General features: G+C 43.7%; 18 protein-coding genes. 11 read left to right on the forward strand and 7 right to left on the reverse strand.

The window, feature by feature from the left end; all coding sequences use genetic code 11:
• Positions 1-58 precede the first annotated feature (58 nt).
• The 6 genes from BLT41_RS13985 to BLT41_RS14010 all read left to right on the forward strand — a co-directional run bounded on the left by BLT41_RS13985 (position 59) and on the right by BLT41_RS14010 (position 8,215).
• The gene (locus BLT41_RS13985; protein ID WP_092162205.1) at positions 59-895 is read left to right on the forward strand and encodes an ABC transporter permease; all 837 of its coding nucleotides are present in this window, start codon (positions 59-61) and stop codon (positions 893-895) included.
• Positions 895-1,659: an ABC transporter ATP-binding protein gene (locus BLT41_RS13990; RefSeq protein ID WP_092162207.1), complete on the forward strand. Its 765-nt coding sequence runs from the start codon at positions 895-897 to the stop codon at positions 1,657-1,659. Before BLT41_RS13985 ends, BLT41_RS13990 begins: the two co-directional genes overlap by 1 nt.
• Positions 1,660-1,954: 295 nt before the next feature.
• A complete protein-coding gene (locus BLT41_RS13995; RefSeq protein ID WP_092162227.1) occupies positions 1,955-3,733 on the forward strand; it encodes an outer membrane protein assembly factor BamB family protein in 1,779 nt (592 codons plus the stop codon).
• 261 nt (positions 3,734-3,994) lie between these two features.
• Positions 3,995-5,980: a sensor histidine kinase gene (locus BLT41_RS14000; RefSeq protein ID WP_092162229.1), complete on the forward strand. Its 1,986-nt coding sequence runs from the start codon at positions 3,995-3,997 to the stop codon at positions 5,978-5,980.
• Positions 5,977-6,612, forward strand: coding sequence for a response regulator transcription factor (locus tag BLT41_RS14005; protein ID WP_092162231.1), 636 nt, complete (start codon positions 5,977-5,979; stop codon positions 6,610-6,612). The genes BLT41_RS14000 and BLT41_RS14005 overlap by 4 nt, the downstream gene beginning before the upstream one ends.
• 256 nt (positions 6,613-6,868) lie before the next feature.
• Complete coding sequence (locus BLT41_RS14010; RefSeq protein WP_092162233.1) at positions 6,869-8,215, forward strand: DEAD/DEAH box helicase; 1,347 nt, start codon at positions 6,869-6,871, stop codon at positions 8,213-8,215.
• A gap of 104 nt (positions 8,216-8,319) precedes the next feature.
• Here BLT41_RS14010 and nhaB read toward each other — a convergent pair whose 3' ends face one another.
• The 3 genes from nhaB to BLT41_RS14025 all read right to left on the reverse strand — a co-directional run bounded on the left by nhaB (position 8,320) and on the right by BLT41_RS14025 (position 12,448).
• Positions 8,320-9,939, reverse strand: a complete 1,620-nt coding sequence (nhaB, locus tag BLT41_RS14015; RefSeq protein WP_170830379.1) for a sodium/proton antiporter NhaB — start codon at positions 9,937-9,939, stop codon at positions 8,320-8,322.
• Between the two features lie 87 nt (positions 9,940-10,026).
• Positions 10,027-11,826 (reverse strand): SLC13 family permease, encoded by a 1,800-nt coding sequence (locus BLT41_RS14020; protein WP_092162235.1) that lies wholly within the window; start codon positions 11,824-11,826, stop codon positions 10,027-10,029.
• A 10-nt stretch (positions 11,827-11,836) separates the two neighbouring features.
• Entirely contained in the window at positions 11,837-12,448 is a 612-nt protein-coding gene (locus BLT41_RS14025; protein WP_092162237.1) for a universal stress protein, read from the reverse strand.
• A 547-nt stretch (positions 12,449-12,995) separates the two neighbouring features.
• Between BLT41_RS14025 and BLT41_RS14030 the strand changes: the two genes are divergently transcribed.
• Positions 12,996-15,044, forward strand: coding sequence for a S16 family serine protease (locus tag BLT41_RS14030; RefSeq protein ID WP_092162238.1), 2,049 nt, complete (start codon positions 12,996-12,998; stop codon positions 15,042-15,044).
• A gap of 9 nt (positions 15,045-15,053) precedes the next feature.
• Here the strand turns inward: BLT41_RS14030 and BLT41_RS14035 are convergent, their stop codons facing one another.
• The 3 genes from BLT41_RS14035 to BLT41_RS14045 form a co-directional block, all read right to left on the reverse strand.
• Positions 15,054-16,388, reverse strand: coding sequence for a sigma-54-dependent transcriptional regulator (locus BLT41_RS14035; RefSeq protein ID WP_092162239.1), 1,335 nt, complete (start codon positions 16,386-16,388; stop codon positions 15,054-15,056).
• Positions 16,385-17,803: a sensor histidine kinase gene (locus BLT41_RS14040; RefSeq protein ID WP_092162240.1), complete on the reverse strand. Its 1,419-nt coding sequence runs from the start codon at positions 17,801-17,803 to the stop codon at positions 16,385-16,387. The genes BLT41_RS14035 and BLT41_RS14040 overlap by 4 nt, the downstream gene beginning before the upstream one ends.
• 121 nt (positions 17,804-17,924) lie before the next feature.
• The gene (locus BLT41_RS14045; RefSeq protein WP_092162241.1) at positions 17,925-18,254 is read right to left on the reverse strand and encodes a hypothetical protein; all 330 of its coding nucleotides are present in this window, start codon (positions 18,252-18,254) and stop codon (positions 17,925-17,927) included.
• A gap of 205 nt (positions 18,255-18,459) precedes the next feature.
• Between BLT41_RS14045 and BLT41_RS14050 the strand changes: the two genes are divergently transcribed.
• Both BLT41_RS14050 and BLT41_RS14055 read left to right on the forward strand, forming a co-directional pair.
• A complete protein-coding gene (locus BLT41_RS14050; protein WP_092162242.1) occupies positions 18,460-19,161 on the forward strand; it encodes a Crp/Fnr family transcriptional regulator in 702 nt (233 codons plus the stop codon).
• Positions 19,162-19,243: 82 nt separating this feature from the next.
• Positions 19,244-19,525: a TIGR04076 family protein gene (locus BLT41_RS14055; RefSeq protein ID WP_092162243.1), complete on the forward strand. Its 282-nt coding sequence runs from the start codon at positions 19,244-19,246 to the stop codon at positions 19,523-19,525.
• A 148-nt stretch (positions 19,526-19,673) separates the two neighbouring features.
• On the opposite strand, the gene BLT41_RS14060 is transcribed toward BLT41_RS14055, so the two are convergent.
• Complete coding sequence (locus BLT41_RS14060) at positions 19,674-20,171, reverse strand: rubrerythrin family protein (RefSeq protein ID WP_092162244.1); 498 nt, start codon at positions 20,169-20,171, stop codon at positions 19,674-19,676.
• Positions 20,172-20,438: 267 nt separating this feature from the next.
• Here BLT41_RS14060 and BLT41_RS14065 point away from each other — a divergent pair, with 267 nt between their 5' ends.
• Together BLT41_RS14065 and gad are read left to right on the forward strand one after the other, a co-directional pair.
• Entirely contained in the window at positions 20,439-21,890 is a 1,452-nt protein-coding gene (locus BLT41_RS14065; RefSeq protein WP_092162246.1) for an amino acid permease, read from the forward strand.
• A 26-nt stretch (positions 21,891-21,916) separates the two neighbouring features.
• Positions 21,917-23,314 carry a glutamate decarboxylase gene (gad, locus tag BLT41_RS14070; protein ID WP_092162248.1) on the forward strand — a complete coding sequence of 466 codons (1,398 nt, stop codon included), beginning with the start codon at positions 21,917-21,919 and terminating at the stop codon, positions 23,312-23,314.
• Positions 23,315-23,328: the final 14 nt, after the last annotated feature.

Genomic DNA, 23,328 nt, shown 5'->3' on the forward strand with positions numbered 1-23,328 from the left:
AATAAAAATTATCGGAGCGGAATTACAAGAGTAGTTCCGCTCCGAAATATGGAACAAAATGAAAGATCGAGCCCTGTCTTTAACCTTACCTATTATTGCACCGGCTCTTTTAGCCGTCACATGGATGATTCTTGCCCGGCAGATAAGTAACCAAGTAATTCTTCCCGGAATAGAACAGGTTGCGGAACTTTTGGGTAATCCGACAGAAGATTTGATCAGCATGGGATCGCTGTTCAGCAATGTATTAGTAAGCCTCGTGCGTGTAATTATGGGCTACGCCATTGCCGCCTTTGTTGCGATCCCTCTAGGTATTGTCATGGGATATTACGGATTTGTTTTTAAATTTTTCAATGGTTTTTTAAACTTGTTTAGACCAATTCCTCCTCTGGCGTGGGTTCCGCTGGTTCTGGCTTGGTTTGGAGTATCAAGTTTGGCAACTATCTCAGGCGTTGAAACAGGGCAGATGTATATTTATCTGAACAACATCAAGTTTTCCATGCTGTTTATAATTTTCATCGGCGCATTCTACCCAATACTCACTTCTACAATTCACGGCGTACGCAATGTAAATAAGACGTTGATCGATTCTGCAAGGGTGCTTGGAGCAAGTGAATATCAAGTTTTTATGAAGGTTTTGATTCCAGCTTCTATGCCTTCCATCATCACCGGAATGCGAATTGGCCTCGGTATTGCGTGGATGTGTCTCGTTTCTGCGGAAATGCTTCCCGGATCACTTTCAGGAATAGGTTACATGATTACCCACGCTTTTACGCTTGCATCAACCGACATCGTTATTGCCGGGATGATTTCAATCGGTATTGTCGGAACATTAATGGATATGGTTTTCAGGCGCATTGAGCATAAGAAATTTTCATGGCGCAGGCAGGCAGGCTAATGACACAAAAGAACGTGATAATTGAGATAGATAAACTTACCAAAGAGTATAAAGCTGAAAGAGGCGAACCTTTTCTTGCAATAGACAACATAAGTCTGAAAATTCAAGAGAACTCTTTTACTTGTCTTGTCGGACCTTCAGGTTGTGGCAAATCTACTATTTTACGCATTGCAGCCGGACTTGAAAAAGCTACTTCCGGTACAGTTCACTACCGTTCCGCGCCAGTAACTAAACCTTGCGGAGAGATCGGCCTTGTGTTTCAGGAATATTCACTATTCCCATGGCTTACGGTGATGGATAATGTTGCTGCGGGGCTTGATTTTTCCGGAGTGGAAAAAGAAAAACGCAATGAAGAAGCCACCCGTTATTTACGAATGGTCAATATGCTTGATTTTAAAGAGGCATATCCTCATGAATTGTCTGGAGGAATGAGGCAAAGGGTCGCAATTGCGCGTGCACTCGCTAATGATCCTGATGTATTACTCATGGACGAGCCGTTCGGAGCGCTTGATGCTCATACTCGAATTCTGCTCCAGCAGGAGCTTCTAAAAGTCTGGGAACTAACTCGCAAAACAATTATACTTGTGACTCACAGCGTTGATGAAGCTATCTTTCTCGCTGATAAAATTCTCATTATGGCAAGTCGTCCGGGACGCATTCGGAAAAATCTTGAAGTAGATATAGAGCGTCCTCGAAGCAGAGCTATTCCAGAATTTGGAAAAATGACCGACTATATACTTAAAGAATTGGAATACAGTATATAATAATTTAAAATATATATTTTTTCTGCTCAAACAAGAATAGGGTTATGTCAGTTCCAGTCCAGCAATGTAGGTGGGTGGTTGCTGTTCTTTTGTCCAGAAAAGTTAGTTTTTACATAGTAGTTTAAGTTAAAAAAGTGCGTCTGTCCGGGTTTTCCCGGACAGACGCACTTTTTTTATTGTTGTATGCATGCTTCATAAATATGACTAACTATTATAGTTCTGTTGTTTCTAGCAAACGGATCAAGTGTGTAGTCACTCTGACGTGATATAAAATACTCCTCAAGGATTTATTAAAATGAAATTATGCAACATCTCCAACCGCTCTATCAAAATTAGATCCAGCTTATTATTTGTATCTAAGTGTACTATTGTAACTTGTGCGGTTTTTCTTGTTTCAATAATGCTTTATGTTTCGAGCAGTCATGCCGCCGCTGGAGATTTGAAGTGGAGTTATACGACAGTAGATGGTGTAATATCTTGTCCTGCTCTCGGTAGCGATGGAACAATTTATTTTGGCTCAGGTGATAAGAATTTCTATGCCTTGAATTCTGATGGCAGCAAAAAATGGGCGTTTGCTACAGATGGTTTTATAAGTTCTTCTCCCGCCATCGGTAGCGATGGAACCATCTATTTTGGCTCAAGTGATAAGAATTTCTATGCCTTGAATTCTGATGGCAGCAAAAAATGGGATTTTATTACCAGTCATTCGGTAACATCTTCTCCCGCTATCGGTAGCGATGGAACAATCTATTTTGGATCATATGACGCTAATTTATATGCCTTTAATCCTGATGGCAGCAAAAAATGGGAGTTTAAGACAAATGGTTATGTAGGTTCTTCTCCCATCATAGGTAGTGATGGAACAATTTATTTCACCGGAGAGAATGGTAGGTATGTCCTTATTGCTTTGAATCCCGATGGCAGTAAAAAATGGGAGTTTAATGCTGGAACGGATGTATCTATGTCTTCCGCCATCGACAGTGATGGCACAATTTATATCGGCGCAGCTGATGGTAAGTTCTATGCTTTGAATCCTGATGGCAGCACGAAATGGGATTTTGCTGCTGGAGGTGCTATATCTTCTTCTCCCGTTATCAGCAGTGATGGAACGATCTATTTTGTATCAAATGATAATATGCTACATTCCTTGGATTCTGATGGAAATGAGAACTGGGTGTTTGATAATGGTGCTCGATTAGCCAATTTTCTTGCCATAGGTTGTGATGGCACAATATATGTCGGATCTGATGATAACTCTATTTTAGCTTTTAATTCAGATAAAACTTTGAAGTGGAGTTATGCGGTGGCCCCCTCTGTTCCTGTGCAAGGTGGTCCCGCCATCGACAGTGATGGAACAATTTATATCGGCGCAAGTGATGGCAAGCTATACGCATTAGAAGGCTCTTCTGGTGGGCTAGCAGACAGTCCTTGGCCAAAAGTTAGAAAAAATCAGAAAAATACCGGTAGCATCGACAATGGTGACACTTGTGTAAAATCAAGTTCCACTCAGGCTGCCGGAGTGACTGTTACTCTTTCCGGGGCCTGTGCAAAAGAAAAGACCGCCTCCGAATTGCAGTCACAATATTCCTTGAGCGGGTATGATTCCGTAACCACAGCCATTGCGTTCAACGCCACAGTCAGCCCCAACGGATCCTGTGCGACATTTTATTTCAATTCAACAGAGCTTCCAACCGCAAGCGTGTCCAGCTTATCTCTTATAAAACTATATGAAACAAAAAAATCCAGCGCGACATATAGCACATATGCTTCATCAGGCCCTGAGTATAGCGTGGAGGGAGCATGGTGGCTGGTTGATGCAAGTGGAGCTCACCTTGCCGCTTCAGATAAGGTCACAAAAGGGGCGGCGTATTCCATTTATTTCGTTATCAAAGACAACGGTATTTATGATGAAGATAGCTCTCTTGGAAATATCACTGACCCGGTTTTGATAGGAAGTTCTTCAGGTGGAAGCTCTGGGTGTACTCTTAATCCTACAGCAACATTCTCCTTTGAGTGGTCACTGCTGCTTTTGGTTCCAGTGTTGTTGTTGGTCAGGGCACGGTTTAGACTCTGAACTGAATTTAAATAATGCTTAAGATAAATCCGGCTAATCTAACGAATAGCCGGATTTGTTTTATGCTTGTTTAACATCCATGTCGGACGCCAATTTTACAGCATATTGCTTTCATAAGTTCTTAATGCTAACGAATTTTGTTAACTATTGTAGTTATTATTCTACCCCTATGTAAATATTTATAAAAACAGATCAAGTCCTAATGTTTAAAAATAATTTATATTTATTTTTTCCCGTTCAAATGCACAAGAGAACTTGTTCGTGAACCGTTTACTGTGCGTTTTTCTCTTTCTTACTCTTTTAGTCCTCAATGGCTGTATCTATACTAAATCCTCTATGCCAAGGGCCAAACAGGGGGTCATGGATCTTTCAAACTGGAGTTTCGTAAAAGATGGTCCGGTTTGTCTGGATGGGGAATGGGAAGTCAGGTGGGATTGTTTGCTTCCTCCCGAAAAAATGGGGGTTAATAGTCAAACTGTACAGGAATATACTGAGGTTCCAAGCCCTTGGAGTCAGAGCAAACCTGAAGTTAGCATGTTCCAAGCGACAGGTTCAGCCTCAATGCGGCTAGTTATAAAAAATATTCCAAACACAGATCGTATAGCTTTTCGTCTCTCGAATACCAATGCTGCCTGGACGCTATGGGCTGATGGTCGCCTTATTGGTAACAGCGGTGTTCCCGGTCTTTCTGCCGAATCCGAATCCCCTCGGCCGTCTTCCGTTGTCGTGCCACTACAAGCAGAAAATTACGGGCGTGACAGCTCAGCTCCGTTGGAACTTGTGCTTAATATATCCAATCAGCATTTTCGGGATGGCGGAGTTTTTTCCTCGTTATGGTTAGGGCCTGAACCCGTCATTCAGGCCGTGGCCTTGCGTGATTCTAGCCTTGCCATGTTGTTGACTGGAATTCTCTTAATTATGGGCATATACCATATTGTGCTGTTTCTTTTTCGTCGCCAAGATCGTTCGCCGCTTCTCTTCGGCTTCTATAGCCTGCTCTGGATGGGCAATTATATTTTTTCTGAATCCAGTGGCTGGATTGTTCTTGCAGTGTTCCCAAATATGTATCCATTCCTCATGGAGCATTTGGGCATAGCCTGTTTCATTATTTCGATTCCAGTAGGCTTTACCTTTTTTAGACTGCTTTATCCCCATGAATTCTCACTGCGGGTTCAGTGGTATACGTGGATTATGTGCGGAGTATTCACTGCACTTGCTGTTTTTGGAAGTACACTAACGCTCACGGCTTTGTTGCCACTTTACTATATTTCTTCTGGTATTCTCATTTTCTATTGTTTTGGGCGGTTATTTCAAGCTTGGCGTAGAGGCCGGGATGGAGCCTGTTTTATTTTTGTGGGATTCATGGTTCTTGGGCTTGTCGGTATAAATGACATGTTGACCGACCTCCGTCTCATCCACTCTGTGCCACTTTTGCCTCTTGGGTTGTTTGTTTTTATTATGAGCCAAGCTCTTGCTTTGTCGCAACGTTTGTTCTTTGCCTTTTCCTCTGTTGAAAATCTTTCTCTACAGTTGGAAAACAAAAATTTGAGTCTTGAAATGGAGATGGCTGAGCGCAATAAATTGGAACGTGAAATTATCAATATTAGTGAAGATGAACGACGACGCGTTAGTATTGATCTTCACGACGGCCTTTGCCAACTACTAGCAGCAGCCCGATTGCGTTGTTCAGCTATTTTGCATATGGGCAATTCGAGGGATGGAGATTTGGAGATGGAAAAACTCTCCGGCATATTGGATGAACTTGTTGATCAAGCCTACAATGTCACACATGGACTCTGGACGCAGGAATATACCCCTGAGAGCGCGGCCCCATCTTTTTCTGATATGGCTCAACGTTTGTCTCGCTCAAGCGGAATTTCCATCGAATATAATCAGGTACATGCCTGCAAAATCTGTCCTTCTAGTGCAAACGTGATCCAGTTGTATCGAATAGCTCAGGAAGCTCTCACCAATGCTGTGAAGCATTCTAAAGCAACCCGCATTTGTTTGGATTGCTCATGCAACGTCGAAGGGATAATAACTATTTCAGTATGCGATAACGGCATCGGCAGGGCGCGTGCGAAAAGTTCAGCCGGAGGACTCGGCGTGGGTATCATGAATCATCGTGCTAATATTATCGGAGCAACACTGCTTTTTGAGGATGTTGCAGAAGGCGGCACCATTGTAACCTGCTCAGCTTCGTGTGGTATTATAAATAAATTTTCACTGAAAACGGATACGCAATGACAAAGAATCTATCCAATGGAGCACGTGTTTTTCTGGTAGATGATCATCCCGCAATGCTGGACGGGTTGACGCTACTTCTCGCCTGCGAAAATTATGTTATAATCGGTGTTGCTACAAATCAGCAGGAAGCATTGCAGGGTATTGATAGCTGTGAGGCGGACATAGCTCTTATAGATCTTAGTTTGTGTGGCGAAAGTGGGTTAAGAATAATCCCTCTCATGGTTGAGCGAAATATACCCGTACTTGTTTTTTCCATGCATGAGGATGCCGCGACGCAAAAACGGGCGATGGATTGTGGGGCTCGCGGTTATGTCTCCAAGCGCGAAACTTCAACTGTTCTTCTGGATGCCGTCAGACAGATTCTTGGAGGAAATGAGTATTTTAGTCCCCGTGTTGCTGCCAACCAATTTTCTAGGGAGCCGATATCGAATGATTCGATGGCCTTTAATAGCTTCAGCGAACAAGAGACTCTTATATTAACTCTGTTAAGCCAAGGAGAAAGTAATAGCGAGATAGCTGAAGCCCTTGGTATCAGTGTCAGAACCGTCGAGACTTATTGTACTCGTATAGCCGCCAAGCTGAAATTGGATGGCATGAAAGCCTTGCGCAAGTATGCCATCAACGAATATTGATAGGTTTGAATATTGTAGTAAAAAGCCCCTAACTTACCAGTTAGGGGCTTTTCTTGTTTTGTATAGTTCTATAGTAGTCCGGGAGAGTTCATAGATATACTCACATTGGAGATCTGAATATTGGGCTTACTGTCCCAAAGGTTAAGAGTGCCAACAAAGAGAAGGTTTACCTTTATGCTGATCAGGTCAGGAAGGTTATAGCTATTGAAGGTCGTATTTTCGGCACTACATGGATTGAGTTACGATAGGAGCTTTTATGCAGATTTATATATCAAAAGACCTGACCTTGATTGGCACTCCTGCTGATTTGGTGGGCAAGGTCAAAGAGTCTTTGACCTTGATGAACCCTGAGTATGTCAACGCCCTGAAGTACGGGCGCAATGCTAGGCGTATTGCGAAGTATATAAAGATGTTTTCAGGCGACCGCAAAGGGCGGCTGCATTGTCCGCGCGGCTATGGGCTTGAACTGCACCAGCTTATTAAAGCCGCAGGTGAAGAGATTATATATGAAGACAACAGGCGGGAACTTGAGCCTGTGGACTTTGTCTTTAAAGGAGAACTGAGACCCTATCAGTCAGAAGCATTACAATCTTTTCACGGGCTTTCACAAGGTATTCTGGAAGCAGGAACCGGTGCAGGTAAAACGGTTATGGCATTGGCCTTGATTGCTGAGCGTAAGCAACCTTGCCTTGTACTCGTTCATACCAAGGAATTACTATTACAATGGGTGGAAAGAGGGCGTCAGTTTCTGGGGATAGAGCCCGGACAAGTCGGTAATGGAAAATTTAACATTCAACCCTTTACCGTGGCCACTATTCAGACTGCCCGTAATCGTCTGGATAAATTGATCCCGGCATTCGGTCATATTGTGGTTGATGAGTGCCACCGGGCACCGGCCAGCACCTTTCAAGAAGTAGTCACCAGCTTTGATGCGAAATTTTTAACAGGACTCTCCGCCACGCCGTACCGAAATGACGGGCTTGACCGGATAATAAATTTGACTCTTGGAAATGTGGTTCACCGGGTTAACCCTGATTTGCTTCGGGATACCGGGGCCATACTCAAGCCGGAAATTTTTACCGTGAATACAGCCTTTTCTTTTGCGGGGGACCCTTCAAACGAATATCCTCTTATGATGACTGCCCTTGCCGAGGACTGGGATCGCAATAAGCTTATAGCTACGTCTGTGGAGGGAGAAGTTGATCAGGATAATGGAACTTTGCTGCTCGTTGCAGACAGGACCGCGCACCTTTTTGCTCTGGCTGGTATTCTTGAGGAGCAGGGTATAAACGTGGCCGTATTGACTGGAAAGACTCCGACAAAGGAACGCTGTACAATTGTTGAGGATCTCAACGCAGGAAAGATCAAAGTTCTGGCAAGCACTGCTTCCTTGATAGGTGAGGGTTTTGATTGCTCTGGTTTATCGACTCTTTTTCTTTGCTCTCCTATTAAATCAAAGGGAAGGCTTGTGCAAATTATCGGTAGGATTTTAAGACCTGCTGATGGCAAAAGGCCTCGGCTTTATGACTTCATTGATGGCAAAGTCGGTGTGTTGGAGTATAGTGCTGGACTTCGGCAAAAGATTTATGAAGAAATGGCGTAGTTGTCTTTTGTGGATCATATAATATTTACCCCATCCCCGTAGAAGTTGGAAGTCATCTACGAGGACGGGGATGCTGCCAGATTCAATAGCAGCATTGCTGATGACTACAAGAAGTAGTTAACAGCTACGAGGCCCATGATTGACATGGTAATGGTGTACGGTAAGGCCAGAAGCACCATCCGGCCGTATGAGAGGCGGATAACCGGTGCTAAGGCTGAGGTCAGCAGGAATAGGAATGCTGCTTGACCGTTTGGAGTAGCAACACTTGGGATATTGGTTCCTGTGTTGATTGCTACTGCCAGTTTATCAAGGTTGGTCATTATATCGAGTGCTTGAGTTGCAGCAGCTTGTGGTAAGCTTGCAACAACGTCAGCTCTCGCAAAGTGTGGATCGGTAAGTTTGTCCATCAGAGCTTGTCCGGTCATTCCTATGTTAGGTATGGCTCCGAGCAGGTTGACGAAATGAATTTTTGTTTCAGATATGTATACTGTCGCAACAAAGACATTATCAGAAATAGCTGAAAGCAGTCCGTTGGCAATGTAATATGCTACAAGCTGACTTTGTCCGTGTAAGCTGAGGACATAATTGATGATAGGGTGGAAAAGGCCTTGGTCGTGAATTACAGCGACAACGGAGAAGAATACTACGAGAAGAGCTGTAAATGGTAATGCTTCTTCAAAGGCTTTACCTAAGTGATGTTCTTCAATGATGCCGTTCATGGATGTGAGCAAAATAATTACTGACAGTCCTACTATACCGACAGCGGCAAGATGCAGAGCCAGCGCAATGACGAGCCAGATGCCTGCCATGGCTTGAACAATTAATCTTACCTTACCTTTTGTACCTTGTTTCTCTTCCATTTGAATTGCTGTTTCAAGCAAATGTGAACGAATATTTCCCGGTAATTTAGCACCGTATGTGAACAGATGAAAATATTCGACTGTGACGCAAGTCAGCAATCCCGTTACTAATACAGGCATTGATACAGGCATCATTTCGAGGAAAAATTCTACAAAGTGCCAGCCCATTTCGCCGCCGATGAGTAGATTCTGTGGTTCCCCTACAAGTGTGCAAACCCCGCCGAGAGCTGTACCCACCGCGCCATGCATCATCAGATTGCGTAAGAATGCTCTGAATTCCTGCAAGTCTTCACGGTTTTTAGCAGCGGCTTTGTCACAGCAGAGGTCATGATCGCAATGCAGTGTCTTGCCTGAAGCAAATCTATGGTAAATATTGTAAAATCCATAAGCCACCGCGATAATAACGGCTGTAACTGTAAGGGCATCAAGGAAGGCAGATAATACTGCGCCAGCCAGACAGAACAGGACGGATATAGTGATTTTTGACTGAACTCTCACAAGAATACGAGTGAAAGTGAACTGTAGAAAGTCCTTCATGAAATAAATTCCTGCGACCATGAAAATCAGCAGCAGTATTACTTCAAAATTTTTGAGAGCTTCATGATAAATAGTCTCGGTTGAAGTCATGCCCAAAAAGACAGCTTCAAATGCGAGCAGTCCACCGGCAGGCAGAGGATAGCATTTCAGTGCCATAGCCAGTGTGAAAATAAATTCTGCAATAAGTGCCCAGCCGGCGATAAAAGGCCCTGCTGTAAACATAAGGCACGGGTTGAGAACTAAAAAAAGTAAAATAATTATCTTGTACCATTTGGGAGCAGCACCAAGAAAGTTGCTACCAAATGCCTGCATAATTGAAGGCTGCATTAAATTCTCCTTTTTATGTGTCGTCTTTATTTTTTCACGCAAAAACGCCAAGGAGTAATTTTCTCCTTGGCGTTTAATCCGGTTAATTTAGTAAAGAAGCATTAAAGCCGAGATCATCACCACCATATAAACAACGGTCATTCCCGCTCCTGCGCGGACATAATCAATTGTCTTGTAACCACCGGGGCGCATTATCAGTGCGTTAACCTGATGAGTCGGTAGAATAAAAGTATTTGAAGCAGCGACAGCAACTGTTAAAGCGGCAATTCGCGGATCAACTCCGGCGCTGAGGGCCATGTTCATTGATAGTGGAACCAGTAGGACTGTTGCACCTACATTGGAGGCCACTAAAGTGAAAAATGAAGTCAGAATTCCTATCGCAGTGAGCAGAACCAAAGGAGTTGGATGTCCAAGTGCCACCATGAGGGCATCTGCAATGTATTTTGCCGCTCCGGTATTTTCAAAGGCCATTCCTAAAGGAATAAGTCCACCGAGCAGGAAGACCGTCATCCAGTCGACCGATTGATATGCTTCGTCAATACTGAGCACTTTTGTCAAAACCATTCCAAGTGCTCCTGCGAGCAGGGATATGGAAAGCTGAACATGAAAACCTAAAGCAAGTGTAAGAGCAACTAACAGCCACATTACAGCAATTTTAGCTTTTTCAGTGCGGAGTACTTCGCCTTTTACTTCTTCAGTGAAGACAAAGTCCGGTCTGTCTTTCAGCAGATGGAACATTTCCCAGCGACCATGCAATAGTAAGGCATCGCCTGATTCAATTTTTATGCTGGTAAGTCCACTGACAAATAACTTTTCTCCGCGAAATATGGCTAAAGGAGAAACTTTAAAGCGGTCACGTATTCGCAATTCTGACAAAGTCTGTCCGACAAGTTCAGAACGCGGCGTAACAATCCCTTCCATAATTCCGGCATTGTTGGGGGAGAGTTCTTCTGCGAAGGATGCTAGTTCCGACTGCATAGCCCACCCAAAATCTTCTGCCATACTTTCAACAAATTCCTGAGGTCCAACCACGGCTAAATGGTCACCGGGCTTGATACCTTCCAGAGCGTCGGGAGCGAATAGATGTGATGTTCCTTTATTTCTGGCAATTGCGACTACTGTTGAGAAGTAAATCGGGCGCAGTTCAAGAGCCATCAGGTTATTTTCATTTGTCCATGTTTCAGGAACATGTAATTCAAATAATGAGCCGATCCCACCGTAAGTGTTGGTGAGAAGGGTGGACATCGGTCCTGAAATTTCGTCGACATTTTTATTTGGCAGTATGAAACGTCCGAAAAGGATGAAATAAGCAAGAGCGGCGGCAATCAACAGAAGGCCAATCGGAGTAACTCCGAATAAACCGAACGGTTCATAGTGCTTTCCGCCGACGACCATAAGGTCATTGAGCAGAATCAGAGGACTGGAACCGACAAGAGTTAAACACCCACCGATAATAGCGCAGAATCCCATGGGCATAAGCAAACGCCCGACTGGGACGCCTGTCTGATTCCCAATACGCTTAGCAGCCGGCATAAACAGCGCCGCAGCACCGATGTTCTGCATAAATCCTGAAATAATGGCAACAGTTCCGGATATCATTGTCATAATCCGCATTTCGCTTTTTCCGGCAAAACGCAATATGAGCCGCGCCATAGTGTTCATGACGCCGGTTTTATCCAAACCGGCGCCGATTATAATTACAGCAATTATAGAAACAACGGCGTTACTGCTTAAACCGCTGATAGCCTGTTTTGGTGTCACAAGCCCAAGCAACGGTAGTATTACCATCATTATGATACCTACAACATCGACTCTGACCCATTCAAAGACGAACAGCAGGACGGCGAAAGCGAGTACGCCCATAACTAAAAGAATCTCGGGAGTCATAAATATACCTTTATTTCACTCGCAGCATTGCATGCGTGTATACAGGAATAGCCTGTTTTGTGGATTTAGTTGTGACTACATCTTCCATGACATAACGGAACTCATTGTCTGCGCAATGCAGTTCTGCGACGACTGAATCTTCAGCTCCCTTTTTGACGATATGTGCAAAGAGGAGGCCTGCTTCTGTGGCTTTAGCGGAGAAGCTGGCAATGTTGTCTTCAGATTCTGAACGGAAATTATTAAAGTTTGAGCCGTGCTCATCAAGATTAAGAGCAACTAAACTACTTTTGGTTTTCGCTGCCATCTCGACAGCATAGCTCACTACATTTCCGGAGAATGCAGATCCTTTACTTACGACAAGAATTTTGCATCCCGGGCGGGTAGATTCAGAGAGTGTATTGACGATTTGATCATTTTCAACTTGTGCGGCGGTGGAGTTCTGGTCTTTGGTGCGGAAACGGTTCAAAAATGTTTTCAAGAAAAATCTCCTTTCTTTATTATCACTTGATGACTGTTCACGATTGATGGCCCATGTTCCTACACTACAGGTGTTGCATTGGTTATTGACCGTTGTTTTGTAGTGTCTATCTAAGAAACACTTTACATTCTGTACTGTAGCCATGTTGCCTCCCCATTGTTCGTTCATTGATTCACATCGCTTAACTATCAAAAGTCATGCCAAATGAATCTTGCTGTATAATACCCTGTAATGATGGAGTTTTTAATTAAATAACATTGATTGCCCACCCACTTGTGTTGCGATTTGCAATAGGTGTTTTGGGTTTATATAGGATAATCCCTTATAGAGCGTATTTTCTCTTGAAATTACATGTGTTGCTTTTTGCAATACTAGTGCTTTTATTCACAAACAAAAAATAACTAACTGATAGTCCTTTTGGACATAAAAACATGAACCAAATGTAACTATAAAAGAATCATTGAACTTTTAGATTGATAATTGATAACAATATCAGGATCTTATACTTTGTATATTGTTTCAAAATTATAATTTGTCAGATCGTGTTCTAGTTGTTTCACAATGCAACGTTAACAACACAAGTGATTAATGTTACTTATAAAAAGTGGACTGTTAGTTAGGATTTTTATATAATTTTGACAGCCAAAGGGCATCTTGCAGCAGTATTTTTTAAGGTAGGAGAAGTTAGAATATGAAGTGGTTTCGTAAAAAAAGAGATGAAGGATCACAGCCTGAATCTAAAGGTTCCGGCGGACAAAAAGTGGATGATATTCTCAAAGATCCTTTTGCGGACGATTTGCGCATGCGTATTGAATCTGCTTCTCTGCCAAACCACATACTGGAAGTCGCCCGGGATGAGTGTGAAAGATTAATCAAGACAGATAAATCTTCGCCAGAATTTGCTCTTGGTCACAATTATATTGAATTTATTCTGTCCTTGCCTTGGAATGTTACTACTAAAGATGATCTTGACCTGACACGCGCAAAAGATCTTTTAGATGCGCGTCACTATGGGCTTAACCCGGTCAAAGAGCGTATCTTGGAATTTTTGGCGGTTAAGAGTCTGCACAGTCGCCAGCAGGCTAAAATTCTACTGGCTGATGATGAAGTTATTGCCCGTGAAAATCTTTCCATAATTTTTGAACAGGAAGGCTTTGCAGTAAGATCTGTGGCAAACGGACTTGAAGCAATCACTGCAATGGAAAATGATCCCGCTGATATTTTGGTGACTGACTTGAAAATGGAAGGGATGGACGGTCTCCAGCTCCTTCAAGAGGTTCGCCGCCGCTGGCCCGACACCGGTGTGATTATGCTTACAGGATATGCCACTGTTAAGACGGCTGTTACCGCTATGTTGAAGGGGGCGGATCAGTATCTCGGCAAACCTGTGAATCTGACGAAACTGCGCGATTATGTGATGGAGCTGCTTAATAGAAATCAGCGTATTCAGAGTCTGCGCGGCCCTGTTCTTTGTTTCACCGGCCCTCCCGGCACAGGGAAAACTTCTATCGGCAGGGCCATAGCAGAGGCGATGGGGCGCAAGTTTTTTCGCCTGTCACTCGCTGGACTGCGGGATGAAGCAGAACTGAGGGGACATCGTCGCACCTACGTTGGAGCAATGGCAGGAAGAATTTTGCAGGGAATTCAGAAGTCCGGCGTGCGTAATCCCGTTATTATGCTGGATGAAATGGATAAGGTTATTCAGGATTTTCAAGGTGATGCAACGGCCGTGTTGCTGGAAATGCTCGACCCTGAACAGAATGCTTCTTTTGTGGATAATTATCTGGGGCTTCCTTTTGATCTTTCAGGCGTTCTTTTTATTGCCACTGCAAATATCGTCGAACGTCTTCCTGCACCGCTTCGTGATCGAATGGAAGAGATCGAATTTTCAAGCTATACATTAAGTGAAAAGCAACAAATATCCACTCGTTTTCTGATCCCTTCACAGTTGAGTCAACATGGATTGAACCCAAAAGATTTTAATTTGCTACCCGAAGCTGTGCGAAGTTTAGTTGTTGATTATACTCGTGAGGCCGGCCTTCGAGGTTTGGAAAAACAGATAGCTTCGCTTTGTCGCAAATTGGCACGAAAGACGCTGGCAGGTGGAGAAAATTCAGATATAGTCACGGTTGAAGCTGGGGATATCCCTGATATTATGGGGCCGCCACCTCATTTTACGACTACAGCAAAATCTTCACCTAAGGTCGGACTGGCTACCGGGCTGGTCTGGACAGAGAACGGAGGAGAAATTTTATTTGTTGAAGCTGCGAGAATGCAGGGAAACAAACAATTAATTCTTACGGGATCGCTGGGCGAAGTTTTGCGGGAATCTGCGCAAACAGCTTTAAGCTTTCTTCGCAGTAATGCTGAAAAGTTCAGTCTTGCACCGGACTTTTTCGAATCCTCAGATATTCACGTTCATATTCCGGCCGGAGCGGTGACCAAAGAAGGCCCGTCAGCTGGAATAACTATAACTATTGCTATTCTGTCGATGCTTACGGGGCGTGCTGTCCGGCAGGATGTTGCTTTCAGCGGAGAAATTTCCCTGCTTGGAGAAATTCTGCCTGTCGGAGGGGTACGGGAAAAGATAATGGCTGCGGGCCGTGCCGGTATCAAGACTGTCGTTCTGCCGGAAAAGTGTGATTATGCAGTGCGTAGTATTGAGCCTGAAGTTCTTGAAAATATAGAAGTACGGCTTGTCAGCAGATTGGAAGAAGTTGTGGATTTGGCGCTTCTTTAAGTCTTTTTCTTAATCTAGATTGTACCGTTTTATTTTTCTCCAGAGTGAAACTCTGTCGATACCGAGAATTTTAGCGGCTTGAGTTTTGTTTCCGCCTGTTGCCAGCATAACTTTTTCAATGTGGCGATGTTCCATTTCTTCGAGAGTTTGCAGCGGATTTTCAATCGGGGTATTGCGTACGTCATAAGGCAATAGGTCGGGAGTGAAAACGGTTCCTTTGGCTAAAGCCAGAGCCCGTTGCGCAATATTTTCCAACTCACGCACATTTCCCGGAAAAGAATGATTTATGAGAATATCCAGAGTTTCCTGAGAAATCGTAGTAATTGTCTGCTCCGGAGATCTATGTTGTTCCAGAAAATGTCCTACAAGTACTGGAATATCTTCTCTATGCTCTCTGAGAGGTGGAGCGGAAAGAGTGACTACATTCAAGCGGTAGAATAAGTCCTGACGAAAGGTTCCCTTTTCAACATTTTCTTTGAGATCGCAGTTTGTTGCGGCGATAATCCGAATATTAACAGGAATTTCCTGTGTTCCACCCACGCGCAGGAAAGTTCTTTCCTGAAGAACTCGCAGCAGTTTTACCTGCATATTCAGCGGCAGTTCACTCATTTCATCAAAAAAGACAGTTCCTCCGTCAGCAACTTCAAGGATTCCTTTTTGTCCGCGTTGTGCTCCGGTAAAGGCTTCCCGTTCATGTCCGAACAATTCTTTATCCATCAGTTCCGCAGTGAAAGTTCCGCAGTTGATAGCCATAAAGCGCTCATTTGATCTGTTACTGAGCATATGGATGCCCCGCGCAATGAGCTCCTTACCTGTTCCTGTTTCACCTTGAATGAGAACATTGCAGTTCATGTTGGCGAGTTGCTGCACAGTCTTTTTCAGTCGAAGTATAGATTCGCTCTGCCCGACCAGAGGAAAATCCTGTTTACCTTGAGCAATAACCTGTCTTAGGCGCAAGACTTCTACAGATAGGGCCCGCTGTTCAAGGGCTTTGCGCACCAGCATGCGGAGTTCATCAAGATTGAACGGTTTGGCTATGTATGAATGCGCACCTTTCTGCATAGCGACAACCGCAGTTGATACGGTGGCATGTCCCGTGATTACGATTACCTCAGTGGTAGGCTGCATTTCTTTGATGTGTTCAAGAATTTCAATGCCGTTCATTCCCGGCATCATCAGGTCAGTCAGGACCAGTTCATATTCATTTTTTTCCAATTGTTGCAGCGCGGCTATGCCTGTTTCAACTGCAACCGCATTATAACCTTCCTGCGAAAGAACGAGTACAAGGTTTTCCCGGGCTATAAGTTCATCGTCGATGATGAGAATATTTGCATGACTGATCATATGATTCCATCCGTAGCCAAAGGAAGGCTGATAAAGAAATTGGTGCCTCTACCAGGTGTGCTTTCAGCACTGATGCGGCCCAGATGTTTTTCAATAATACCGTATACTATGTAGAGCCCGAGGCCGGTGCCCTGTCCTACTTCTTTGGTTGAGAAAAATGGGTCGAAAATACGCTCAAGTGTTTCGGTATCTATTCCTGTTCCGGAGTCTTTTACAGTGATCAACGCATTTTCATTGTGAATTGTGGCGCTGATAAGGATAGATCCCGCTTCCGGTTCGATGGCTTGAACGGCATTGATAATAAGGTTGATGAATGCCTCCTGCAATCTTTGCCGATCAGCTTGTAGTAAAATTTTGCCGGAGATATCTGTTTTTATTGAAATATCGGAAGGAACCTGACTGGATACAAGGCGTACGGCTGAATGAACTATCGCATCAAGAAGAGTCGGGGCCGGTGAATATTCCCGTTCACGGGAGAACTCAAGCAGTCCTTTCACAATGTCCCGCGCTCTTAAAGTCTCCTGCTCTATGTTGTGCATCATTTTGTCAGCAAGTTTATCGCTGCCACGCTCGTTTTCCATTAGAATCTGGCATGAGGTCGAAATGTTATTCAGCGGATTGTTTAACTGGTGAGCTATGCCCGAAGCGAGTGTGCCTATGGAAGAAAGTTTTTGAGCCTGCACCAGCTGTAATCGCCGTTTCGTTAATTGCTCAACCATTGAATTCAAGGCAACAAATACTTGTTGAATTTCATCGTGTGAGTTTTTGATAGGGAGCTCTACAAAAGTACCGAGAGATATGCGCTTGGTTGCTTCCTGTACCAGCCTCAACGGGCGGAGAATGTTTGAGTTAACAAATATAACCAGAATTGAAACAACGATTGCTATTGCCACTATTGAAATTGCCAGATTGGTGCGTAAGTTTCTGTTAATATTCAGAATGTTCTCACGTTCAAAGCGGGCTATAGCGCGGGAATGTTCCACAATAGCCTGACCGGATTCACGGAGAAGGTTAGGGTCGCTATCAAGTTTGTAGGTTTTGCTGAAATTAACTTCGGGAGCAATTTTCCCGAGTAATTCACGATAGTGATTTAAATCATTCTTAAGTGAAGCTCCGTGTTGCCTGACCTCGGGCTGGGTGAATTCCTCCATGAGTGATTGCAACAGAGTTTCGGCTTGCTCTATGTATTCGATTCCCTGTGAAAAAACAGTCGGATCGTGATAGAGAAACAGGTTCTTCTCCGTCCGCCGGATTTCGAGGATCAGATTACTGAGGTCGTCAACACGTTCAACCAGTAAAACTTCGCGTTCCAGATGAATAGTGTTTGAATACGAGAGTATCCCGATACATCCGAAACAGATGGAGAATATGATGATGCCGATTACTATTTTTTGTCGGATATTTAATTTGAACATGAGGTTTACTTTATAGATATTTTATTAAGTCTATTCGTTTTAGGCAGGTTTATGAACTAAAATTGCTTAAGTTAACTTACGATCTGTTTTGTAAAAAGGCAATTGGCCTTAATATAAGTACTTAACAAGGCGTCTGATTGTTTTTCAGCAAATCCTGCACGCAGTCGATTCTTGTCTGCTCATCATCCGTCATCATTATATAGGTGCAGTTCCAGCATTCGTCAGTGATACATTTCAGTTGTGGCGGGGCATCAATGGTTGTGCTCAAGTTATCCGTTTGACCGATGTATAAGGGATGCACTTCAAAACCGGCCAGATGTCCGCGCGGATGGGTGTAGGCCAGTATAAAGACTCCACCGGCTGTCGGCAGGGCTGAACTTTTCATTTTAATTTCAAAGTAATATTCGGTTCCTGATTCGCCTTTAAACGACCATTCTTTTTTTCGGAACATGCGGACCCTTCCGTAATGATTCAATAGGTTGATAATTTTTGATAACTTAAAATTACACTCTATCTAAAGAATGTCTAGGTTAGGGGGCTTGTGGCAGGTATACATTGTATATAAGATTAATTAGAAGTCTTTTTATTGTGTGGAAAGACCGAAAAAAAGAAATAGATCGGCTCATTTTTAATTGGTTCCTAATAAGGAAATTTCTATGAAGTGCATTTGCAATGACTGTAAAAAGACGTCTTCGCAAACAACTGATAAATGTTTCAAAGACTTGTGGCTTTTTGAAACATTTAATGATTCTCAACTGGAAGAACTTAAAAAAATCGGTTTAAAGAAAACAATTACGAAAGGGAATTCTATTTTTGCGCAGGGACGTCCTGCGAATGAAATGTTTCTTATAAAAGCTGGAAGAATCAGGTTGAGCAAAGTGCAGGAAGATGGGGCTGAAATTACATTGGATTTCAGGAAAGCGGGTGACGTTGTGGGAGAAAATATTCTCTCTGGCGAAATGGATTACCCTTTAAGTGCTTGGGCCATGGAAGAGACTGTAACATGTGGTTTCAATATAAATTCTTTCAATGAACTTATACTAAAACATCCTGATATTGGTTTGAGTGTTATTAAATCCATGGGCATTAAGATGGTTTCAATGGCAGACCGCCTTGAAAGCATGACCGAAAATAGTCTTGAAAGTCGTCTGCATAGTGTACTTTCTCTTGTTGCAAAAGAGCATGGCACCAAGGTCGCAGATGGATTTGAACTAAATTTTTCACTTACTCATGAAGAGCTTGGTTTTTTGGTTGGAGCGCACAGGGTGAGTATAACAAAAGCCATGAAATCACTTATTGATTGCGGTAAAATATTAAAAAACGGGAAAAAAATAACTTTGATTAAGTCTTTTTCTTGAAGATGTAGCCTACGCTACAGATATTATTTTCACTCCTTTATAAACAGAAGCAGTAGCAAACGTTATATAAAAGGAGAATAAAATGTCAGTTAAATTTCCAGCAATCGGTAACAAGGTCGTCGCAAAAGTTATTGAGGCAAAGGGTAGTTGTACAATCGGAATGCAGCCCGGAGATGAGTTTGAATTAAGCTCTCATAAATGCGGTGATTTTTGTGGTCTTTTTTACAAAAATATTTCGGGGTGGGTTCAGGTATTGCAACTCGGAGGCACATTCCCTTTTGGTGAAGATCCAGATGTACAGGTTTGGGATTGTCCGAATCCTCATAATCGCGTGAAAGTGGAGTTGAGAAGAATTAAAGAATAGTTTTTTTTGATTAGTTGTTTAATATAGATGGCTTATCTGGTTCGGGTCTACTCCCTGACTGGGTGGGCCGTTTTTTTATCACTACCAAAAAAACCGCCCGATTCGGCGTTAGCCTGACGGGCGGTTAATTATTTGTATCGATCTGTTATTAATTTACTTTCTTGTATGCTTTAGCTGCAGCACCACAGATTGGACATTTATCTGTAGCTTCTCCGTCCTGAGTGTGTCCACAAACTGAGCAGATGTAGAATTCAGCATCTGCAAAAGTGTCTCCATCTGCTTCTAGTGCAGCTGTGTAGAGTTCGGCATGTACTTTTTCAGCTTCGTTGGCGAAACCGAAGTAACGAAGAACAGCTTTTTCGCCTTCAGCTTCAGCTTCTTTAATCATCTGTGGGTACATGGACTCGAATTCAAAGGTTTCGCCTTCGATGGCGCCTTTAAGGTTTTCTTCGGTGGTTCCGATTCCTTTCATCAAACGAAGATGTGCATGAGCGTGGATTGTTTCGGCAGCAGCTGCTGCGCGGAAAAGTTTAGCCACACCGGGTTTGCCTTCAGATTCAGCTTTTTCAGCAAAAGCAAGATATTTACGGTTAGCCTGAGATTCTCCGGCAAATGCGTCTTGTAGATTTTTAAGAGTCTTAGTCATTGTATTTCTCCTTTATGTTTATTTACTAAATATAACTTGAAATTCCATTATTTCATGTTGTTTTGATCTTCTTAGTAATTATTACTGATAAGTTTGGCAAGTAAAAAGATGAATATTTTTATTGAAAAGATGGATTAGTTATTTAAGTTCTCTCCTTAAAAACATGTCCGAAGACTGTACCTGATTTATATAATATGCTTTAGTGTCTAAAATGAGGAAGTGGGCAGGTGGATTGGTATATTTCATTAAATTCAGGAGCTTTTGTTTATGGCGAAATCTAAAAAAATGACCGTCTTCACGTTAAGCATGATGACAGTGGCTGCAGTAGTAAGTCTGCGAGGGTTGCCTATGATGGCAAAAGAAGGGCTCTCAATGATTTTCTATATCCTTTTTGCCACGATAATGTTTTTGATTCCCGCCTCTCTGGTTGCAGCCGAACTTGGCGGCGCATTCAGCGAAAAGGGCGGCGGTGTGTATACTTGGATCAAGGAAGCTTTCGGTTCCCGGTGGGGCTTTACGGCAATCTGGCTGCAATGGATTCAGAATGTGGTCTGGTATCCTACTGTGCTTGCTTTTGCCGCCAGTGCGCTGGCATATTTATTTATGGACCCGGCTTTGGCTGACAACGGAGTGTACACCGGAATTGTCATTCTCGTCTGTTATTGGGCGGCGACATTCGTAACGATGGCCGGAGCAGACGTTGCAAGCTCTGTTACTAAATACGGAGTTTTACTCGGAACATTGCTTCCGGGATTATTTATAATAGTATTGGGAGCGATTTGGGTTTTGCAGGGCAATCCCATTCAGTTTCTCGAACCCAGCGCCGCAACCATCGCAGTAGAAAAATTGGCTGATCAAGCTCCGCATGTCCGGTTTTTTCCGCATATTACCGGTTTAGGAAGTGTGGCTTTTTTAGCGGGAATTGTTCTGCTTTTTGCGGGTGTGGAAGTGCAGGCTGTTCACGCTGTTGATCTTGAAAATCCGGCCAAGCAATTTCCTGAAAGCATGTTTCTGGCCGCAGCTATTATTTTTGGATTGTTTATTTTGGGTTCTCTGGCTGTAGCAACCGTAATTCCTGTGTCTGAAATCAGTCTTACGGCTGGTTTGATGCAGGCATTTAAACAGTTGCTTGATGCCTTTCATATCGGGTTTCTCACCCCGGTAATAGGATTGTTGGCGGCTTTCGGAGCTATCGGCGGCGTTATGTCATGGCTCGGCGGCCCAAGTCGCGGACTCTTGCATACAGCTAGGCAAGGTGAAATTCCGCCATTCATGGCTAAAGTGAACAAGAATGGCATTCAGGTAAATATTCTCATGATTCAAGCGGTGATTGTCAGTGTACTGGCTTCGCTTTATTTTATTATGGACAATGTAAGCGTCGCATTTTTCGTGCTTTCGGCTATCACTGTGACCTTGTACTTAGTCATGTACATTCTCATGTATGCGGCAGCCATTAAGTTACGCATTACCCGTCCGGACCTGCCGCGTTCCTACAAAGTTCCCGGTGGAACACTCGGCATGTGTTTGTTGGCTGGAATGGGCTTGATCGGAGTTAGTTTTGCGCTGCTTGTCGGCTTTTTCCCTCCCACCAACCTGCCGGTTGGTAATCCTACTCTTTATGTTTGTTTGGTTGCTGCCGGAATGATCGTGTTCATCGGGTTGCCAATGATAATTCATGCACTGAAAAAACCAGAGTGGAAGCAGGATTCTGATAATTAGACCATTAAAAAAGGAGATATAATAGTATGGCACTACATGATAAAAATTCAGTCAGGGGAAAGTTGTTGGATGATGTTTACGCTTCCACCGATTTGTCGGTTCGAATGCCCAAATATAAATTTCCAGCCGAAGAGCATGATCCCCGTCACGCATATCAGGTTGTTCATGATGAGTTGATGCTGGACGGTAATTCCCGTCAGAATATGGCTACATTCTGCCAGACATGGGTGGACCCTGAGATGCACAAACTCATGGATGAGTGTGTGGATAAAAATATGATCGACAAAGATGAATATCCACAGACGGCTGAACTCGAAGCTCGCTGTGTGCATATGCTTGCCGATCTCTGGAATTCACCGGATGCGGTTAATACCTTGGGTTGTTCGACCACCGGTTCCAGTGAAGCCGCCATGCTCGGTGCTATGGCTTTGAAATGGCGCTGGCGTGATAAAATGAAAAAAGAGGGCAAGCCGACAGACAGGCCCAATCTTATATGTGGTCCGGTACAGATTTGCTGGCACAAGTTTGCCCGCTATTGGGATGTTGAATTACGTGAAATTCCCATGGAAAAAGATCGGTTGATCATGACTCCGGAAGAAGTCATCAAGCGGTGTGATGAAAATACTATCGGCGTTGTTCCAACTCTCGGGGTGACGTTCACTTGCCAGTATGAACCTGTCAAAGCGGTCTGCGATGCCTTGGATAAACTGCAAGCTGAAACCGGACTGGATATTCCTGTTCATGTTGACGGCGCAAGCGGCGGCTTTCTGGCTCCTTTCGTAGAGCCTGAATTGGAATGGGATTTCCGTTTGCCGCGCGTTAAATCTATAAACGCTTCGGGTCATAAGTTCGGACTGGCTCCACTTGGTGTGGGTTGGGTTATCTGGCGTGACAAGGAAGATCTTCCCGAAGATCTGATTTTCCGTGTTAATTATCTGGGCGGCGACATTCCGACATTTGCTCTGAATTTTTCACGCCCCGGTGGTCAGATTGTAGCGCAATATTACAATTTTCTGCGCCTTGGCAGAGAAGGGTACCGCAAGATTCATCAGGCTTGCTATGATACGGCTCAAGCCATTGCCGCAAAAATCGGAGAGATGGGGCCATTTGAAATTATATATGACGGCAAGGGCGGCATCCCGGCTCTCAGCTGGACGTTGAAGCCGGGAGTGGATCACGGTTTTTCACTTTACGATTTGTCCGATCGTCTGCGTAGTCGTGGTTGGCAGGTTCCGGCGTATTCCATGCCTGCCCATCGTGAGGATCTGGTCATCATGCGCATGTTAGTGCGTCACGGTGTAAGCCTTGATCTCGGCGAGTTGTTGTTAGCCGACATGCAGCGCTGTCTGGATTTCCTGAAAAAGAATCCGATGACAGAGCCATTGTCAGAGGAAGATGCCGGCGGGTTCAGTCACTCCAAGTAATTCAGTCTTTTTAA

The sequence above is a fragment of the Maridesulfovibrio ferrireducens genome, assembly GCF_900101105.1.
Taxonomy (GTDB): Bacteria; Desulfobacterota; Desulfovibrionia; order Desulfovibrionales; family Desulfovibrionaceae; genus Maridesulfovibrio; species Maridesulfovibrio ferrireducens.

Excerpts from the sequence above, each read along its gene's own strand:
- BLT41_RS13985 (WP_092162205.1), top strand. The coding sequence starts at position 59 with ATGAAAGATCGAGCCCTGTCTTTAACCTTACCTATTATTGCACCGGCT.
- BLT41_RS13990 (WP_092162207.1), top strand. The coding sequence starts at position 895 with ATGACACAAAAGAACGTGATAATTGAGATAGATAAACTTACCAAAGAG.
- BLT41_RS13995 (WP_092162227.1), top strand. The coding sequence starts at position 1,955 with ATGAAATTATGCAACATCTCCAACCGCTCTATCAAAATTAGATCCAGC.
- BLT41_RS14005 (WP_092162231.1), top strand. The coding sequence starts at position 5,977 with ATGACAAAGAATCTATCCAATGGAGCACGTGTTTTTCTGGTAGATGAT.
- BLT41_RS14010 (WP_092162233.1), top strand. The coding sequence starts at position 6,869 with ATGCAGATTTATATATCAAAAGACCTGACCTTGATTGGCACTCCTGCT.
- nhaB (WP_170830379.1), bottom strand. The coding sequence starts at position 9,939 with ATGCAGCCTTCAATTATGCAGGCATTTGGTAGCAACTTTCTTGGTGCT.
- BLT41_RS14020 (WP_092162235.1), bottom strand. The coding sequence starts at position 11,826 with ATGACTCCCGAGATTCTTTTAGTTATGGGCGTACTCGCTTTCGCCGTC.
- BLT41_RS14025 (WP_092162237.1), bottom strand. The coding sequence starts at position 12,448 with ATGGCTACAGTACAGAATGTAAAGTGTTTCTTAGATAGACACTACAAA.
- BLT41_RS14030 (WP_092162238.1), top strand. The coding sequence starts at position 12,996 with ATGAAGTGGTTTCGTAAAAAAAGAGATGAAGGATCACAGCCTGAATCT.
- BLT41_RS14035 (WP_092162239.1), bottom strand. The coding sequence starts at position 16,388 with ATGATCAGTCATGCAAATATTCTCATCATCGACGATGAACTTATAGCC.
- BLT41_RS14040 (WP_092162240.1), bottom strand. The coding sequence starts at position 17,803 with ATGTTCAAATTAAATATCCGACAAAAAATAGTAATCGGCATCATCATA.
- BLT41_RS14045 (WP_092162241.1), bottom strand. The coding sequence starts at position 18,254 with ATGTTCCGAAAAAAAGAATGGTCGTTTAAAGGCGAATCAGGAACCGAA.
- BLT41_RS14050 (WP_092162242.1), top strand. The coding sequence starts at position 18,460 with ATGAAGTGCATTTGCAATGACTGTAAAAAGACGTCTTCGCAAACAACT.
- BLT41_RS14055 (WP_092162243.1), top strand. The coding sequence starts at position 19,244 with ATGTCAGTTAAATTTCCAGCAATCGGTAACAAGGTCGTCGCAAAAGTT.
- BLT41_RS14060 (WP_092162244.1), bottom strand. The coding sequence starts at position 20,171 with ATGACTAAGACTCTTAAAAATCTACAAGACGCATTTGCCGGAGAATCT.
- BLT41_RS14065 (WP_092162246.1), top strand. The coding sequence starts at position 20,439 with ATGGCGAAATCTAAAAAAATGACCGTCTTCACGTTAAGCATGATGACA.
- gad (WP_092162248.1), top strand. The coding sequence starts at position 21,917 with ATGGCACTACATGATAAAAATTCAGTCAGGGGAAAGTTGTTGGATGAT.